Origin of the sequence: Agarivorans sp. QJM3NY_25 (genome assembly GCF_050870875.2) — a bacterium.
GTDB lineage: Bacteria > Pseudomonadota > Gammaproteobacteria > Enterobacterales > Celerinatantimonadaceae > Agarivorans.
Window position 1 is genome coordinate 326,369 of record NZ_CP194041.2, and the last position, 16,756, is coordinate 343,124.

The window sequence follows — 16,756 nt, forward strand, 5'->3', positions numbered from 1 at the left end:
TATGGCTGCAGTTCGAGTATTCATTCATCGCGGTGAAAGAGCAGGCGTTTGATGTTCTAAGTCAATACCGCTCAATTTTCCTTGAGCGGTATTTACCCGGTGTGTGATTAAGCGGTAATGTCCATCAATAAAATCTTAGAACGGCGTTGCAAATTATAGATAGCCTGTTTTTCTGCGGGTAGGTCGCTGAAATCGGCAGGCGAAAATCCACGCTCTCTAAACCAGTGAATACTTTTGGTGGTGAGTACAAACAATTGATTTAAGCCTTTGCTTCTCGCCCGCTTAATAATAGCTTGGAGCAAGCGGTCGCCGCGGCTAGATTGACGATATTGTGGATGGCTCACCAGACAAGCAAGCTCTCCCATACTCTCGCCAGCAAACAAATATAGCGCGGCACAGCCGATAATCATGCCATCGCGTTCAACAATGGTGAAACGCTCTATTTCCATTTCTAATAATTCTCTAGAGCGCCTTACCAATATACCTTGTTCTTCTAAGGGGCGGATCAGTTCGATAATACCATTAATGTCATCCAGCTTTGCTTCGCGAACTCGCTCGTAACTGTATTGGACCAATTGAGTTCCACTGCCATCTCGAGTGTACAATTCGTTTAATAGCGAGCCATCTTGTTGATAGCTGACCAGGTGACAACGTTGGATCCCTCGGTCACTGCAGCGAATGGCTGCCGCTAAATAACGAAGTGTGTCTTTATCTGTTGCTTTGAGAAACGCCTCAGAACACATCAGTTGATTGGCGGCATCGGGAAGTAGCTCACTCACCAGTTGGCCGTCTTCGTCATGGATCCCTTGTTCTGGACAGAAATAGATGACTTTATCGGCGTTTAAGGCGACTGCGATTTCAGTGGTGATATCTTCAGAGCAAATATTAAACAACTCGCCAGTTACCGAGACTCCCAGCGGTGACACCATGAGAATTTCACCATGATCGAGCTGGCGCCTAATGCTTTGATGGTTAATTCGTCTAACCTTACCAGTATGTAGGAAGTCGATGCCGTCTTCTATGCCGATCGGTTGTGCGACCACAAAGTTACCACGAACCACATTAATGTGTGCTTGATGTAAAGGTGAGTTAACCAAGCCCATCGATAATTGCGCTTCGATGTCCATTTGGATCTGACCGACCGCCTGTTTAATGATGTCAAGGCTGCGCTCATCGGTGATACGCTGCTCGCCTGCAAACTCACAACTGTGGTGATGTGCTTGGATTAATGCGTCGATTTGCGGACGTGCGCCACACACCAGAACGATTTTCACGCCAAGAGTTTTGAGCAGAGCAATGTCTTGAATAATATTGCTAAAGTTGGCACTGCTGCTGGCTTCACCACTGAGCATGATGACAAAGGTTTTACCGCGATGGGCATTGATATATGGGGCTGATTGGCGAAACCAGCTAACTAAATCTTCGGCCGAGTGGTCCAATGTATTCTCCGCGAATAGCTATTTATAAAATTCGATTAAAAAATCAAATATATAGTTATTGTTGCATATATGCGTACATTGTCGAGAATAAAGTTTGTCAATTTTACTAAACTTATCTCGCAATGAGTTAAATCACAGTTGTTTCGTAAGGCGAGGTGGAGTATAAGCTGCTGTAAATATTTTAAGGAATATTTTATTTAATCTTAATTTTAATTTTGTCAGTCGTTGAGCTGTTTTTATAGAAGAAAGAGGTAATTATGGAAAACTATGTCGTTCCTGAGCATTTGGCGATGCGTAAGCAGCCACGCCAAGAGCGTACTAGACGACTAGTCGAGCACATTTTAGATAGCACATTAACGCTAATTAGAGAGCAAGGCATGGCTGCGGTGAATACTAATTTAATTGCTCAGCATGCAGAGATTGACATTGCCTCTTTATATCGTTTTTTTCTGAATAAAGAGTCGATCTTTTTTGCTTTAGCTCATCGATGGTTTGATAAGGTGCTGGTGGTGCTTGATGAAACTAATTTTCATTTGGCTTCCGGCGGTATTAAAGATTACTCAGATAGTGGTCAGCGTCGCGTGAATGAGTTGCCAGAGACGGCTGTGATGTTAGTCAGCTTTCATGAATTATTTACCCACGATAATGACTTCAAGGCGCTAGAGGATTGGTATCGGGGAATTATGATTACTCAGGCAAAACAATCTTTTGTCGAAAAAGGGTCCGCTTGGGATGATGAAGCGCTGACTAGCGTGTGTATCTATTTCTATAACTTTACGCGAAACTTCATGGCAGGCACCATTGGCATGAGTCGGCAAGAACACTTACAACAATTTAACTGGTTTCAGGTGATGTTAGATAAAATTCGTTTGATGGTATTGCAGGATCCTGTTCCGGCGAGCTTCTTACGTTAAGGTGTTATTAATCATTTGGTTTTGCGGAACGCTGGGATATTCTTGGGAATCGACCAGTTGTTCAGCGCCTAAACAATCTAGCCAATGGCTGTAGTCTAAAGTTCTGTTTTCTATAATTAAATTTGTAAGTCGTTGATCTGACAAATGTTGTGACGCGAGCTTATCCTTGGCCCAAGCTTTCCTGTCATTTTGTGCAATAATCACTATGTTTTCCATATTTATCAGGTCAAACTAGCTGTTGATATAATGTTCAGTTTGGGTCAATTTAACAATTTGAACCTTCGCTAGCTTACAGATTGTGAATTAGGGCTTAATATTTGAGTCATCGGGGTGTGAAAGCAGGGCGCGCTTCACACTTATTTTTGGGAGAGCCATACATGGAACTGGAAGCCTTTTTCCAGCAAGTAAAGAAACTGCCAGTGATGCCGCAAATCATGCAGGAATTGCTGATGAGCATTAACGATGAAAATGTCGACTTGCATCATTTGGGAAGGAAGCTTGCGACCGATCAATCCCTCGGGGCGAATGTATTAAAGATGGCTAACTCGGTCGCCTTCCGCGGGATCAAGCAAATTGATTCAATTGAGGCTGCTGCCATTCGCTTGGGCTTGAAAAGGGTTCGCTCGTTAGTGGTTGCGGCGGGACTGAACGGCATGATGCCGCATAAAAACTTCGATCAAAAACAGTTTTGGACACAGGCGATGTACGTAGCGATGCTGGCTCAAGCCCTCGCTAAATGTACCGATGTTGATCCAGATACAGCCTTCACCTGTGGCATGCTACATAATTTTGGTGAGCTGATGATTGCCATTGCGACTCCAGAAGAAGCGGGCCTGATTGAGCTGAGTTTAGAATCGGGAGAAACTCGGGTATCGGCGCAGCGCCAAACTCTCGGTTTAGATTATGCCCAGATCGGTGGTGAATTGGCGCAGCGTTGGAACTTCTCTCCGGTGATTACCGATGCCATCGAACAGCAGTTGAATCCGGTGGATTTTGATCCAGTATCAAAACCAGCGGTGTTGATCCGTTTAGCTATTTTTGCTCATCATGCCCTTGATGCCGGTTTAAGTGCTGAGTTGGTCGCGAATAATTTGCCAGCACCGCTTTGTGAGTTAATCGCACTGAATAAGAGTAAGGCACCTAGCTTGCTTGAAGAGGCCACCGAGCAAGCTCATCATGCGGTGACCATGAGTAACATCTAAGAACACAATTGTCGCGAGCCCGGTTTGCTTGATTGCTCAACTTTGTGTGCGTGGGCTGGTACGCCGTAGATTAATTCTTTGGTTTTTCGAAACCAGCCAGCCACCACCTTTTGGCCTTCGTTCCTGCCTGACGAGCATCTTCGAGTAACAAATAATTTACTGGTACGATCAATAGAGTCACGATGGTGGCAAAAATAATCCCAAAACCAAGTGAGACAGCCATTGGAATTAAAAACTGTGCTTGAGTACTCTTCTCGAAAATCAGAGGCATTAAACCAGCAAAGGTGGTTAACGAGGTGAGGATTACAGCTCTAAAGCGAGCAACCCCAGCCTTAGTGACCGCACTGAACAAGTCGATTCCCTTGGCTCGTTGCTGGTTAATGTAGTCGACCAGCACAAGGCTGTCGTTGACTACAACGCCGGTTAAAGCCAGCATGCCCATCATGCTCATAACCGTTAGCGACATACCCATGATCATGTGGCCGAGTACCGCGCCGACTAAACCAAAGGGGATGATCGACATCACCACCAGTGGTTGCAAATATGATCGGAAAGGAATGGCAAGTAGTCCATAAATTACAAATAGCACAAATGCTAAGCCAATCGCCAGACTGGTAAAGGATTCGCGCTGTTCTTTGGCTTCACCTTCTAAACTGAAGTTAACCTCTGGATAGCTGGCAAGTGTTTGAGTGAGCCATTGTTGGAGCTCGCTCTTAATCACTTCGATGTTGGCTTGCTGTTTGTTGACGTCGGCGCGAATATTTTGGGTACGCAAGCGATCGATCCGGGTAATCGTGGCCGGGCTTTGTGAAGGACGCAATGTGGCAACTTCATCGAAGGGCAGTTCAGCGCCGCTGGCTGTTCTAATTAGCATTTTATTGAGATTATATTGCGAGTGACGCTCATCCGCTGGATAACGGACATAAACTTTGACATCTTCACGTCCTCGCTGGATCCGCTGTACCTGATAGCCAAAAAAGGCACTCCTCACTTGTTGGGCGAGCTCGTTTAAGCTTAAACCTAAGGCTTGTGCTTGTGGCTTTATGTTTAGTTGTAGTTCTTGTTTGCCGTTGGCTAGACTATCTTCAATATCAAATACCGCAGGATATTCGGCTAATTTTTTTCTAGTCAGTTCGGCAACTTGTGACATGGCCGAAAAGTCATTGCTACTCAACTGAATGTCTAAAGGTGAGCCGCCTCGGCCGATTTCAGCTCGGAAGGTAAGGCTCTCTGCTCCGGGAAGTGGGCCGATGAGTTGCCGCCACTGACGCACTAAATCGGCGCTGGTGACTGGGTTGGTTCTGCTCTCGGGGGGTTCAATTTCAAACATTACACGGCCAGTATTACTTTGGCCGCTACCAGAGCCGCCGCTAGAGCCACTAGTGGCTAAAATGTTGAGAATGATGCTCTCGCCACTTTCTGAGTCTCGGTATTGATCTTGTAACTGACGGGCGGCCTCAAAGATCCGTTGAATATAATTATCGGTGATATTAAAGCTTGTGCCTGCTGGTAGTACTAAGCTGGCCCGTGCCGTTTCGCTTGGCACTCTTGGAAAGAAAACAAAGCGTACCCAGCCAGAGGTTGCTAAGGATAGCACGACTAAGAAGATGCTGATGGCGAGACTGAGGGTTAATAAACGGCGGGATAGTGCACGTTTCAAGAGTGGCTGATAGAAGCGTAAAATTGCATTTTCAAAGCCATCGGCGATGGCATGTTGCCAGCGATTAAAGCGGCTAGAATGATTCTTATTGAGTGGTTTGAGGTGCTTCAGGTGGGCTGGTAAAATTAGTTTTGATTCGATCAAAGAGAACAACAAGACCGGGATCACAATCATCGGGATTTGCGCAAATATCTTGCCTCGAACCCCATCAATCATCAGGAGTGGCAGGAAGGCGGCAACTGTAGTTAAGACGCCAAAGGTCACTGGAACTGCGACTTCTTGGGTCCCCTTAATCGCTGCATATAGTGGTTCTTCGCCAGCTTTAAGGTGAGTATAAATATTCTCCCCAGTGACGATGGCATCGTCGACCAAAATTCCCAGTACCATGATGAAGGCAAATAACGAGATGATGTTGATGGTGACATCGAGGGTAGGCATCACCAGTAAACCGCCCATAAAGCTTAGCGGAATGCCAACACAGACCCATACTGCAATGGCCGGACGTAAGAAAATAGCAAGCAGTAAGGCGACCAATAAACAGCCTTGCAGGGCGCTGTTCTTGAGCGTATTGAGACGGGCTTTTACCACGCTGGAGCGGTCGCGCCAATAATTGACCGATACTCCTGCGGGCAATTGACTCTGTTTTTCAAGGATGTAGTTTTTCACAGCGTCAGCCACGACAATGGCGCTTTGATCGCCGACTCGATAGACTTCAATCATCACTGCGGGTTGTTTATTAAATCGATTCACTATCGGTGTTTCTTCGAAACCATCCACCACTGTGGCGATATCAGCGAGTTTAATACGAGTACCATCGGCTTGACTGATGATTAATAAATTCGCGAACTCTTCGCCAATATAAGCTTGGCCTTTAGTGCGCAGTAAAATTTCCCCTCCCTGTGTTTTTACCGAGCCTGCAGAAAGATCTAAGGAGGCGAGTCGAATGGATTCGGCGACCTTACTTAGGCTTAAGCCATATTCACGCAGCTTTCTTTCGGAGACTTCGATAGAAATTTCGTAGGGGGCGACCGCATCCAGTTCCACCTGACTTAGTTCCGGGAGTTGCAATAGTTCGTCACGGATCTGTTCCGCCAGTAGCCGCAGTTCTTTGGTTTGAAGGGCACCAGAAACAGCTACCGAGATGGTTTCACGTTTGCGCTGACTGAGGCTGACGACAGGGCGCTCGGCATCACTCGGGAAGGTATTAATTGCGTCGATCCGAGATTTAATGTCGTCCATCACATCACGAGTGACGTAGTGAGGATTTACTTCGGCACTGACGCGCGCGGCACCTTCCTGAGATATCGAGGATATTTGGTCAATGCCTTCGATATCGCTGATCGCTTCTTCAATGCGGATCGCTAAACTTTGTTCACTTTCTTCGGGACTTGACCCGGGCAAGGCGATACTCACGTTCACCATATCCAGCTCAAATTCAGGAAATACCTCCAAAGGTAAACGGTAGCGGGCGGAGTATAAACCCAAGCCGACAATCAGCACCATCAACAGATTGGCGGCTACGTGGTTACGGGCGAACCAAGCAATTAGACCATGCATCGCTTAGTCTCCTATGACTCTAGCTGGGGTGCCACTGATCACCCTGCCTAGCGGGGTGGTGACTAATGTTTGACCAGGATTTAAGCCGCCATCGATGATATAACTTTGTGGATCTTGCCAGATCAGTGAGACTTTTTTACGCTGTAATAAACCATTTTCCAGGATGACTACCTGCTGGTCTGGATATAAGGCGCTACGAGGGATCACATAGACTTGTTTTAAGGTTTTCCCTTGAATATTGGCGCTGACAAATTGACCGATTTTTAGAGGCGGTTTATTTTCATTGTTGGGTCCGTAGGGGTCGTCGATTTTTGCCACTAAGTAAAGTTGGCGGCTGGTGCTATTGAGTGCTGCCTCGCTACGTTCGATTTGAGCTCGCCATTGGTATTGTTGCGTTCCTAATTGAGTATAAAGCTTGACCAAGGGCTTGCTGATGCTGCTGTGACTTTGGCGAAAGTTCTCGGGAATGTTCAGTACCGCTTGATCGCTTAAGCTAAGCGGTAAACGCAGTTCTAGGTAGTCGATGGCATAGCTGCTTGCCAGTTGTTTGCCGCTGCTCACGTATTCACCAAGCTCGACATTCTTGTCGATCACCCGTCCCGCGTAAGGGGCTCGGATCACGGTCCGTTCTAGTTCCAATTTGGCTTTACTTAACTTGGCTTGAGCCGAGGCTAAAGCGGCTTGTTTGGCGGCGAGTTGTGGTTTGCGTAAAACCAAATCGTTGGCTGGTTTACCTTTCCCTAAACGCTGCCAATCGCGTAATGCTTGGACGACTTTGGCTTGCTCTTCGGCGAGTTGCAGTTGCGTGGTTTGTAGTTCGGCAGCGGCAATGGTGATCGCATTTTGGTAATCTCGCTGATCTATTTTGAGTAATTGTTCGCCTTTTTTAAAAAACTCCCCTTCCCGAAAATTATCGGAAACATTAGTGATGGTACCCGCCACCTGAGCGATCAACTTGGTTTCAGTATGGGCTTGAATACTACCATAGGAGGCAATCCATACCTGATAATCCTGCGGTTGCAAGCGGCTGACTTCTACTGCTAATTTGGTTTGTTGTTGGACAGTTTTTTTCTGAGCTTGTGGTTTGTTTTGTTTAATATACTGGCTAAGCAAAATACCCAAGATGATGATCAGTACTGGCAAGCTAAGTCGTAGTAATTTGGCCATATTGGCAGTACTCCTGGTTAACGTAAGTCGTCTGAGGAAAAGATTTGGCGGCGGGTTTGTGAATGATTGAGGTCGCCGCCTAAGGCGAGGTAGAGTTCAATACGATTTTGTAACTGCGAATTGAGTGCACTAATTGCGCTGCTACGGGCGTCGAAGGCACGCCGCTGCGATTCCAGTACCGTCACGTATTCGTTGAGGCCTGCCAGGTAACCTTCGAAGGCTAACGTCTCGGCTTGCATCGAATCCTCCGCTGCGGCAGCCAGCAATTGAGCACTTTGATAGAGACTTGGTTCCAAGCTGAGGCTGTTTTCCACTTCGGCAAAACTATTCAATATTTTCTCTAAGTAAGACTGATTCAAAGCTTGCGCCTTGGCATATTGTTGCAGTTGTATATTTTTCCGTTGGCCAGCATCAAACATGGGGGCTGTCAGGCCTGCAAACAGCGACCAAATAAGTGACTCGCCATTCACTAATTGCTGCAATTGTGGGCTTTGACTCCCGCCGCTGGCGGTGAGTTTTAGGCTGGGGAAGCGATCTCGATAAGCCGCATAAACGCGCAGATCGGCGGCAGCCAATTGATACTGCGCAGCTTTCAAATCATGACGACGTAGTAACAGTTCGGAGGGTAAACCTGCAGGCATCGCTGGTAGTGCTTCGGCCAGTTCGCCTTGCACTTTGATGCTGCCACTTGGGTAGCGACCGAGTAGTAATTCCAGTTGGCGCTGGGCTTTGAGTAATTGTTGTTGGCGGTTATTTTGCTGTACTTGAGCTGCACTTAAGTCGGCACGGGCGAGGTAGACGTCGAGCGCACTGTTGAGGCCGCTTTGGTAGTTTTCTTGAATGATTTGCAGGTTAGCACCAAGGTTTTCGTAACGTTGATTCACCAAGGCGAGTTGCATTTGTGCTTCAATAAGGCTGAACCACTGCTTTGCGGTGGTCGCTGCCAAACTAATTTGTGCCTGTTGCCATTGCTCAAAGCTGACCTTAGCATCCAGAATAGCGGCTTGTTGGCGCGCATCGAGCTTTGCTAACCAATCGATTTCCCAATTGAAGTTAAGTCCCAGTTTAAATTGAGCATTGCTGGCTGCATCAGTACCACTGCGTTGTCCTGAAATAAAAGCTTCAATATTGGGCCATTGCTGAGCTTGTTGAATTTGGATCTGGTAGAGCTGTTGATCGAGGGCATAGCCGCTTTGCTGTAAATTGGGATTATTCTGAAAGGCTTCTTTGAGCAAGTTTTGTAGCGGTGCCGGGAGCGCTTGTTCAAAATGATGATCGGCAAAGGTTCCTTGCCGATAATGGCTACTCCAGTGACTGTTGGCCACCAGAGGAGCCTGCTGAGGTGGCGATGCCTTAAGGCTACAGCCGAATAACACTGTGCTTGCCAAGATTGGCCAGATCCATAAAAGCCGCAGCATCTTATTCCTTGTGACTTAACTATCCATTTATTAAGTGCTATTTAACGTGGCTAGCTGGCTGATGTCGAGTGTTGTCGCATAAATTTTACGACTATTTGCGCTAGCACTTAGCATGGCGATACATTTGTAATATCCAATTAAACACTAAATCGGCATCAAGCGCTTGCTGTAGGCTCTGTTTGGCGCAGCGAAAGGCTTCGGGAGACAATAACTGCTGTCGTTTGTCGATCAGCGCCTCAGCGTAGCCATATTCAAATTCTGGATGACCTTGAATTGCCAATATATGCTGCCCAATCTGAAACATAAAGTTAGGGCAAAAATCACTGCTGGCTAAGCGTTCGGCATGTTCGGGAAGTTGCAGCACTTGGTCTTGATGGCTGACTAAGATATGTAGTCGTTCTGGAGCCGTTTGTTGTTCAGCCCAAGACGGAGCCTTGATGAGTTGATTATTCGCAACGCCTAAGCCCCAGCCTTTGTCTGACTTAGCGACTTCGCCACCCAAAGCGCGCGCGATCAGTTGGTGACCGAAACAGATACCAGCTAAGGGCGCCTGTACTTGCTCACACTCTTGCACCCAGCGAATTAACGCGTTGATCCAAAGGTCTTGGTCATAGGCATTATGACGGCTCCCGGTAATCAGATAGCCGTCGAAATCAGTCAAAGAGGGCAGCTGTTGCTCTAAGGCATTGAATACTTCAAAAGTTAAACTGGCGTCTTGGGCACCGAGGTGGGCAATAAACATATCAGAATATTCACCGTAGTGCTTGGCTAAATTGGAGTCAACTTTGTCGCAATTAATAATGGCTATATGCATGTTACCAGTCCAATGGTTAATTTAAATTTAAAAGTTCGCTGTTAAATAAATCGTATCAAGTCTGGAATAATATGCAATATTTGTGTAGTTTTGTTAATTATTAAACAACGAATGATGATTTAGCCCGGAGGGAACATGGCTCAGTATGATTTGCAGTATTGGCAAAAACAGGCACTCGAATTAGATTTTCCAACACAAGCATTTATCAATGGAAAGTTTGTCGACGCGCAATCAGGAAAAACGTTTACGAGCATTAATCCGGCCAATGGTCAGCCCTTAGCTGAGGTGGCCGAATGTGATGCCGCCGATGTGGAACTGGCGGTGAGCGCCGCTCGAAAGGCTTTTAGCAGTGGTTCTTGGTCGGGTAAGGCCCCATCCGAGCGCAAGCAAGTGATGCAAACCTTTGCTCAATTAATTGAACAACATCAGCAGCAGTTAGCATTGTTAGAAAGCTTAGATATGGGGAAGCCAATTGGCGATGCTTTATCTTACGATGCCACGGCAACCGCCCGCTGTATCGCTTGGAATGCTGAGGCTATTGATAAGATTTATGATGAAGTGGCCCCCGTCACCTCAGACGCTTTGGCCTTGGTCACCCGTGAAGCTTTGGGGGTGGTTGCCGCGATTGTGCCGTGGAACTTCCCTTTGGTGATGGCCTCATGGAAGCTTGGACCGGCATTGGCTACGGGCAATTCGGTGATCCTGAAGCCTTCTGAAAAATCACCATTGAGTGCATTATTTTTGGCAAAATTAGCTCAGCAAGCTGGGATCCCCGATGGCGTCTTTAATGTATTGCCCGGTTATGGTCATACTGCAGGACAAGCGCTGGCCTTGCATATGGATGTGGATTGCATCACCTTTACTGGCTCTACCGGCGTGGGTAAAAAACTGGTGGAGTTCTCAGGACAATCGAATTTGAAGCGGGCCTTCATGGAATGTGGTGGCAAAAGCCCTAATTTGGTGTGTGCCGATGCGGCAGACTTGGACAAGGTAGCCGAAACTGCGGTGGGATCGATATTCTATAACCAAGGTGAAGTCTGTACCGCTGCTTCGCGCTTGCTGGTACATCGCAGCATTCACCAACAGTTGATTGAGAAAATGCTGCCTTTAATTGAGCAATGGCAACCGGGTCATCCGCTGGATCCAAACACCAGTATGGGCGCAATGGTTGATCAAACCCAGATGCAACGGGTATTAGCGTTTATTGAAGGCGCGAAAGCTCAAGGTGCTAAATTGTTATGTGGTGGCGAGCAGGCGTTGCAAGAAACTGGTGGTTATTATGTGCAGCCCACTATTTTTGATGATGTAGCGGCCGACTTAGATATTGTGAAGCAGGAAATATTTGGCCCAGTGCTGGTGGTGCAAGTATTTGATGATTTGGAGCAGGGCATTGCACTGGCCAACGATACCGATTTTGGCTTGGCTGCCGCAGTATGGACCGCCGATCTGAATACTGCAGTGCGTACCTCACGTGCTTTACGAGCCGGAACGGTATTTGTGAATAACTGGGACGGCGGGGATATGACCATGCCCTTTGGTGGTTTTAAACAATCCGGCAATGGACGTGACAAGTCATTGCACGCACTTGAAAAATATACCGAACTTAAATCTACTTGGATTGATCTGACTTAAGTTCTAATGAGCCTGAGTTGCCCGACTCGAGGGAGTCGGGCGTTTCAATAAAATGATCTAAAATGAACTGCTGGTCGAGCGGATTCAAGTCGAAACGAAAAGCCACCTCGTTTAGCGAACGATAATCATGGCAATGGTGTTCTCCGATGTACTTCACCGCACGGATCAGATCTGTTCCTTTGGGCAATAAGCAGCAATCACTCATGTTAGGCACCTCTCTAACAACCGCTTTAAGTATAGTTTGTTACTTCTATTTATGTTTTGTGGTTAAATTTTGTTTAATGTTGATGTGTTTTGTTTGCGGCGAAAATCGTGGGTTATTGTGGCAATCTCTCTGAACAAGGTGGCAAGCTTTTTTGGGAGGGAAGCTTTCGGGTCGTATTTAGTGGTTTTCGAGCGAGTGTCGCTACATAGATCATAGGCCTAGCGGTGAAATCACGTTAATGTTCTCCCGGTCTGGATGACTGGGTAGTTAAATGGTTTTATTTGTTACTTTTTCTCGCCTTATTTGATATTAAATAAATGTATATTTATCACATAAAATCAATGCAATACGATTTATAATTTGCTTCGCTTGAATATTCTGAAGCTGAGCCATGCTTGCGTGGTAAAGAACTAGATTGTGGGGGAAGCTGAAGTAAACGCGGTGAAATCGACGCTTGCTTTATGCTTGTGTCTCATCTGATTATCTCCTTTCATATAGGCTCGTTGGGCATTCTATCGTGTCTAAAGCATATCCGAATGTTTTTACAAGTATTGCTGGAGGTCTAATTTTATTATTTCTCATTCAGTAAGGTGTTGATCAATCGATAGTTGCGATTGGAGGACGATGAGTATTTACCAGTAACACCTTTACCAGCCAAGCATGGTGCGCGGCTTATGCAGGAATAAAACAGTGAAATATTTAGTTGTATTGTTAATGTATTTAAGTCTTTGGACTTGTGCTGCAACCAGCAAAACGGAGGATTTAACTCAAATAGCTGCTGAGAATCATCAGCTTGCTGACTTAGTGGCGGGGATACAGGATAAACATCCTAGTCGTTACCTAGAATTAGCCGGAATACTCTTTCAACAAGGCTATAAGCGGCAAGCGGTGAAGTGGTTCTATGTGGGGCAAATTCGCTATCGTGCCTATTTAAAGGCCAGACCTGATCTGGATCCATCTGCAGATGCCGCACTATTTGCTTCGTTAATGGATACGCTTGGTCGACCATTAAATGAGTATATTGCTGGTGATGTGGATGAATGGGTTGAAGTGATCAACCAGGCCATCGATTGGCATCATTCACATGCCGATGGATTTTTAGGTAAGGCGTCAAATCAAGCGGTTTATGCGGCAGTGTTAAACGGTTTAGTGGGAATGCGCGATCATATTGCGGTAAACAAAGATGCAATTCGGCGTCAACGAGTAGAGAACGGCTTACAGAATCGCGAGTAAAGTCGCTCAGGTTCATTAGCAGTGCTCCTACTCAACGGATTAACTTTCTATAGATTGAATCTCAATGAAATGAATATATTACAATAATATCTATGCTTTCATATGGATATTGTTAATAATATGACGATCGATGTTGTTTCAATAAATTCAACGCATTATCGCATTATTATTAAGGAAGTTTTTAATGAAAAATAAAGGTGGCTGGATAGCGGCTTTTTTTATCACCTTTTTGAGCGGATGTTCAACCCAAAGCCCTCAAATTGAATCAGTTGAAAGTGCCCACTCTCAGGAAGCACAACGGGAAGCGCAGACCTTGCAACAGCAAGCCCCAGCCAAGCCAACTTTGAAACGAAAGGTCGCTCTAGGCAGGATCTCTAATGAAACGATTTACGGTAAAAGCTTATTAAGAGATTCAAAAGGGGACGTGTTGGGAAAACAAGTCACCGATATGCTTTCTAAAGCGTTGACTGAGTCGGGACAATATCTTGTATTTGAACGCCCTGACATCGCCAGGTTGCAAGACGAAGCTCAACTAACCGGTGGAAAAACCGATTTTGTTGGTGTTGATACACTGATTATCGGTTCTTTAACCGAATTTGGTCGAAAAACCGTCGGCGAAAGTGGCTTTTTATCGTCCACCAAGAAGCAGATTGCTTATGCAAAAATGGATTTAAGGCTTGTTGATAGTAAAACTGGCTTGGTATATCACTCGTTATCTGGTGCGGGCGAAGCAAGCACTGAGTCAGCTTCGGTTGCTGGTTTTGGTTCTAAGGCATCCTATGATGGCACGCTTAACGACCTTGCAATCTCTAATGCCATATCTGATGCAATCAGTAAGTTAACCCAAGAGATCCAATCGCGGCCATGGAAGACCGACATTTTAGCTTTAGAAGATGGGTTAATTTATTTAAGCGGTGGTAAAAGTCAGGGAATAACGGAAGGCATGGCTTTTTCAATTGAAACTCAAGGTAAAGAAGTTAAATCAAAGCAAACTGGATTTATGATTACTTTACCTGGTAAGTCAGTAGCAGAAATTAAAGTTATTCAATTATTTGGTGATAATGAAACCAATGAAGGCTCGGTTGCTACATTAACGGGTGGTTCGATAGTTGACATGGATCTAACTAAATTAAATGTAGTGGAGATGAAATGATGATAAGTAAAATATTAGTTTCAGCTCTAATTCTTGGGGCGCTTAGTGGTTGTGTTCAAATGCCCACATCAACCAGTAGTACGCTTGATAATCGTCCTCAATTAATCTTTTCTTCGGCAGGAAGCACTAAAGATTTGGCTACTTATACTTTGCAGGTCGATGGCTTAGAGATGGGAAGTATTGTGGATTATCATGACGGAAATAAGGCTCTTAAGTTATTGTCTGGCACACATGTGGTAGAGGTATTCGATGGTGATAAGTCGGTATTAAAGCAAAAAATATACCTTGGAGATGGTGTGACTAAAACGGTAATTATAAAATGAAGACGCTTAAATTAATTTTTTTTATGACATCAATGGCCTTTCTATCGGGATGTCAAACGACCAAAACGATGTATGACTGGGGCGGCTACGATGAAAGTTTATATGAGTATTATCATGATCCTGTCGCAGCTGAGGAGTTTCCATTAGCCTTAGAAGAACATCTTCTACAAGTTGAACAGAATGGCCAGAAAGCTGCACCCGGCTTATATGCCGAAGTTGGAACTTTTAATTTGAAGTCTGGAGATGTCCCTAAGGCAATTAATTATTACACCAAAGAATCGGAAACCTGGCCGGAGAGTAAACCCTTGATGGACGCAATAATCCAAAACTTAGAAAAGCAGCTTCCTAAAGAGTAGTTATTATGTATAAATTAGTTATCATTTTATTCGGCAGCTTATTGCTTGCAGCTTGTCAAAGCGTACCGACTGAGCCTCGACAAACAGGGTTTGAGGACATTAAGCCTCGTTCAATATTAATTTTACCAGTGATTAACCATAGTGTAGATGTTGATGCGCCACTTGCTGTATATAGTTCTTTACCAGTGATGCTCGCTGAAAAAGGCTACTATGTTTACCCCTCCAATACGGTTAAAACAGTCTTAGAGTATGAAGGATTGTATGAACCAAGCGAAATTCATAATTTACCTACCAGTAGTTTGGCTGAAATGTTCGGCGCCGATACCATTCTCTATGTCACAATAGAAAAATGGGATACGACCTTTGTTCTACTCTCTAGTACCACTGTTGTTGATTTTTCTTATCAATTTAAAAATCCAACTGGAGATATTATTTGGGAGGCTCATAAGCACATAGAGTATACACCTCAAAGTTCTTCTACAGGGAATTTGCTGGGCGATTTAATTGGGGCTGTTGTGACCGCGGCTATTAATAGAGCTGCGCCAGATTATATGCCTTTGACTCGAGTCGCTAATTATCAGGTGTTTTATACAGACCCTTCAACTTTCTTGCCGAATGGTCCGTATGCGCCACTTGCAGTTAAATAACTCTTTACTGGTGCTTGTGGGATAAGCGTAGAATGACATTCAAGGCGCAGATTTGCGCCTTGAATGTGTTTGGGTAAATCTTTAGCGGGGTCTCACTGCCCATAGATGCAATAGCTCTAGGCCGATAGTGGCTGCAGCAAGTGCGGTTACATCACTTTGATCGTAGGCGGGCGCAACTTCCACCACATCCATTCCAACCAGATTGATGCCTTGCAAGCCCCTTAGTATTTGCAAGATCCGATTACTGCTTAAACCGCCGCAGACTGGGGTACCAGTGCCGGGGGCGTAAGCCGGGTCAAGACAGTCGATGTCGAAACTGATGTAGACGGGGTGGTCGGCCACTCGTTGGCGAATTTGTTGAATCATTAGCTCAAGACTTAAGTTATTAGCTTGATCGGCATCAATCACCATGAAGGGATGGTTATCCCGTTCGTAATCGGTACGAATACCTAATTGTAAGGAATGCTCTGGGTCAATGAGCCCTTCCTTCGGTGCATGATAGAACATAGTGCCATGGTCGTAGTGACTGCCCTGGCTATAGGTATCGGTGTGTGCGTCAAAATGCAGTAAGGCGAGTTTACCGTGGTGTTTGGCGTGGGCTCGTAATAGCGGTAGGGTCACAAAGTGATCGCCGCCCAGACTTAACATGGTTTTTCCTGCTTCGAGTAGCTGCTTGGCATAACTTTCTAAGCGCTGGGTAAACTGTTGCTGTTCACCGCAATCAAATACGAGGTCACCAGCATCGATCATTGTTAATTGTTCGAATAATTTAAAATGCCACGGCCAACGGGTTTCTTCCCAAGCCAAGTTGACCGAGGCGCGACGCACTGCATCGGGACCAAGCCTGGCGCCGGGGCGACCCGTGGTGGCTAAATCGAAGGGCAGACCAGTGACCACCACATCGGCATTACTCTGAGCTGGTTTATGATCCAAAGCTTGGCGCAGAAACGTGCTGGCATTGGAATATAAGGAATAGTCGGGGTGGTCTGCGAGGGTACTCATGGCTTTCCTTAAAGGAATATATTATTCGCTGGTA

At 45.6% G+C, this 16,756-nt stretch carries 15 protein-coding genes; 8 read left to right on the forward strand and 7 right to left on the reverse strand.

From position 1 onward, the window contains the following. Nucleotides 1-107: 107 nt before the first annotated feature. Nucleotides 108-1,439, reverse strand: coding sequence for an amino-acid N-acetyltransferase (gene argA, locus ACRRSW_RS01450; RefSeq protein ID WP_432454972.1), 1,332 nt, complete (start codon nt 1,437-1,439; stop codon nt 108-110). 257 nt (nt 1,440-1,696) lie between these two features. On the opposite strand from argA, the gene ACRRSW_RS01455 reads away from it, so the two are divergent. Together ACRRSW_RS01455 and ACRRSW_RS01460 are read left to right on the forward strand one after the other, a co-directional pair. Then, a complete protein-coding gene (locus ACRRSW_RS01455) occupies nt 1,697-2,353 on the forward strand; it encodes a TetR/AcrR family transcriptional regulator (RefSeq protein WP_432454971.1) in 657 nt (218 codons plus the stop codon). A 377-nt stretch (nt 2,354-2,730) separates the two neighbouring features. Continuing rightward, nucleotides 2,731-3,555 (forward strand): HDOD domain-containing protein, encoded by an 825-nt coding sequence (locus tag ACRRSW_RS01460; RefSeq protein WP_432454969.1) that lies wholly within the window; start codon nt 2,731-2,733, stop codon nt 3,553-3,555. Nucleotides 3,556-3,625: 70 nt separating this feature from the next. Here the strand turns inward: ACRRSW_RS01460 and ACRRSW_RS01465 are convergent, their stop codons facing one another. The 4 genes from ACRRSW_RS01465 to ACRRSW_RS01480 form a co-directional block, all read right to left on the reverse strand. After that, nucleotides 3,626-6,772 carry an efflux RND transporter permease subunit gene (locus tag ACRRSW_RS01465; RefSeq protein ID WP_432460677.1) on the reverse strand — a complete coding sequence of 1,049 codons (3,147 nt, stop codon included), beginning with the start codon at nt 6,770-6,772 and terminating at the stop codon, nt 3,626-3,628. 3 nt (nt 6,773-6,775) lie between these two features. Then, nucleotides 6,776-7,939, reverse strand: a complete 1,164-nt coding sequence (locus tag ACRRSW_RS01470; RefSeq protein ID WP_432460678.1) for an efflux RND transporter periplasmic adaptor subunit — start codon at nt 7,937-7,939, stop codon at nt 6,776-6,778. A 17-nt stretch (nt 7,940-7,956) separates the two neighbouring features. Then, entirely contained in the window at nt 7,957-9,357 is a 1,401-nt protein-coding gene (locus tag ACRRSW_RS01475; protein ID WP_432460679.1) for a TolC family protein, read from the reverse strand. Nucleotides 9,358-9,457: 100 nt separating this feature from the next. Then, complete coding sequence (locus ACRRSW_RS01480; RefSeq protein WP_432454965.1) at nt 9,458-10,171, reverse strand: glutamine amidotransferase-related protein; 714 nt, start codon at nt 10,169-10,171, stop codon at nt 9,458-9,460. Nucleotides 10,172-10,306: 135 nt separating this feature from the next. Here ACRRSW_RS01480 and ACRRSW_RS01485 point away from each other — a divergent pair, with 135 nt between their 5' ends. Then, the gene (locus ACRRSW_RS01485) at nt 10,307-11,803 is read left to right on the forward strand and encodes an aldehyde dehydrogenase (RefSeq protein ID WP_432460680.1); all 1,497 of its coding nucleotides are present in this window, start codon (nt 10,307-10,309) and stop codon (nt 11,801-11,803) included. Here the strand turns inward: ACRRSW_RS01485 and ACRRSW_RS01490 are convergent. Then, a complete protein-coding gene (locus ACRRSW_RS01490; protein ID WP_432454963.1) occupies nt 11,781-12,008 on the reverse strand; it encodes a hypothetical protein in 228 nt (75 codons plus the stop codon). The genes ACRRSW_RS01485 and ACRRSW_RS01490 overlap by 23 nt on opposite strands. Nucleotides 12,009-12,698: 690 nt before the next feature. Here ACRRSW_RS01490 and ACRRSW_RS01495 point away from each other — a divergent pair. The 5 genes from ACRRSW_RS01495 (at nt 12,699) to ACRRSW_RS01515 (ending at nt 15,720) form a co-directional block, all read left to right on the forward strand. Next, nucleotides 12,699-13,241 carry a hypothetical protein gene (locus ACRRSW_RS01495; RefSeq protein ID WP_432460681.1) on the forward strand — a complete coding sequence of 181 codons (543 nt, stop codon included), beginning with the start codon at nt 12,699-12,701 and terminating at the stop codon, nt 13,239-13,241. A 184-nt stretch (nt 13,242-13,425) separates the two neighbouring features. Next, nucleotides 13,426-14,394, forward strand: a complete 969-nt coding sequence (locus tag ACRRSW_RS01500; protein ID WP_432454961.1) for a CsgG/HfaB family protein — start codon at nt 13,426-13,428, stop codon at nt 14,392-14,394. Continuing rightward, nucleotides 14,391-14,717, forward strand: a complete 327-nt coding sequence (locus ACRRSW_RS01505; RefSeq protein ID WP_432454960.1) for a hypothetical protein — start codon at nt 14,391-14,393, stop codon at nt 14,715-14,717. The genes ACRRSW_RS01500 and ACRRSW_RS01505 overlap by 4 nt, the downstream gene beginning before the upstream one ends. After that, entirely contained in the window at nt 14,714-15,073 is a 360-nt protein-coding gene (locus ACRRSW_RS01510; protein ID WP_432454959.1) for a DUF4810 domain-containing protein, read from the forward strand. Before ACRRSW_RS01505 ends, ACRRSW_RS01510 begins: the two co-directional genes overlap by 4 nt. A gap of 5 nt (nt 15,074-15,078) precedes the next feature. Continuing rightward, entirely contained in the window at nt 15,079-15,720 is a 642-nt protein-coding gene (locus ACRRSW_RS01515) for a DUF799 domain-containing protein (RefSeq protein WP_432460682.1), read from the forward strand. Between the two features lie 81 nt (nt 15,721-15,801). On the opposite strand, the gene speB is transcribed toward ACRRSW_RS01515, so the two are convergent. After that, nucleotides 15,802-16,722, reverse strand: coding sequence for an agmatinase (gene speB, locus ACRRSW_RS01520; protein ID WP_432460683.1), 921 nt, complete (start codon nt 16,720-16,722; stop codon nt 15,802-15,804). Nucleotides 16,723-16,756: the final 34 nt, after the last annotated feature.

Bases quoted from the DNA above. Each gene is read 5' to 3' on its own strand.
- ACRRSW_RS01455 (WP_432454971.1), top strand. From the start codon at position 1,697: ATGGAAAACTATGTCGTTCCTGAGCATTTGGCGATGCGTAAGCAGCCA.
- ACRRSW_RS01460 (WP_432454969.1), top strand. From the start codon at position 2,731: ATGGAACTGGAAGCCTTTTTCCAGCAAGTAAAGAAACTGCCAGTGATG.
- ACRRSW_RS01465 (WP_432460677.1), bottom strand. From the start codon at position 6,772: ATGCATGGTCTAATTGCTTGGTTCGCCCGTAACCACGTAGCCGCCAAT.
- ACRRSW_RS01470 (WP_432460678.1), bottom strand. From the start codon at position 7,939: ATGGCCAAATTACTACGACTTAGCTTGCCAGTACTGATCATCATCTTG.
- ACRRSW_RS01475 (WP_432460679.1), bottom strand. From the start codon at position 9,357: ATGCTGCGGCTTTTATGGATCTGGCCAATCTTGGCAAGCACAGTGTTA.
- ACRRSW_RS01480 (WP_432454965.1), bottom strand. From the start codon at position 10,171: ATGCATATAGCCATTATTAATTGCGACAAAGTTGACTCCAATTTAGCC.
- ACRRSW_RS01485 (WP_432460680.1), top strand. From the start codon at position 10,307: ATGGCTCAGTATGATTTGCAGTATTGGCAAAAACAGGCACTCGAATTA.
- ACRRSW_RS01490 (WP_432454963.1), bottom strand. From the start codon at position 12,008: ATGAGTGATTGCTGCTTATTGCCCAAAGGAACAGATCTGATCCGTGCG.
- ACRRSW_RS01500 (WP_432454961.1), top strand. From the start codon at position 13,426: ATGAAAAATAAAGGTGGCTGGATAGCGGCTTTTTTTATCACCTTTTTG.
- ACRRSW_RS01505 (WP_432454960.1), top strand. From the start codon at position 14,391: ATGATGATAAGTAAAATATTAGTTTCAGCTCTAATTCTTGGGGCGCTT.
- ACRRSW_RS01510 (WP_432454959.1), top strand. From the start codon at position 14,714: ATGAAGACGCTTAAATTAATTTTTTTTATGACATCAATGGCCTTTCTA.
- ACRRSW_RS01515 (WP_432460682.1), top strand. From the start codon at position 15,079: ATGTATAAATTAGTTATCATTTTATTCGGCAGCTTATTGCTTGCAGCT.
- speB (WP_432460683.1), bottom strand. From the start codon at position 16,722: ATGAGTACCCTCGCAGACCACCCCGACTATTCCTTATATTCCAATGCC.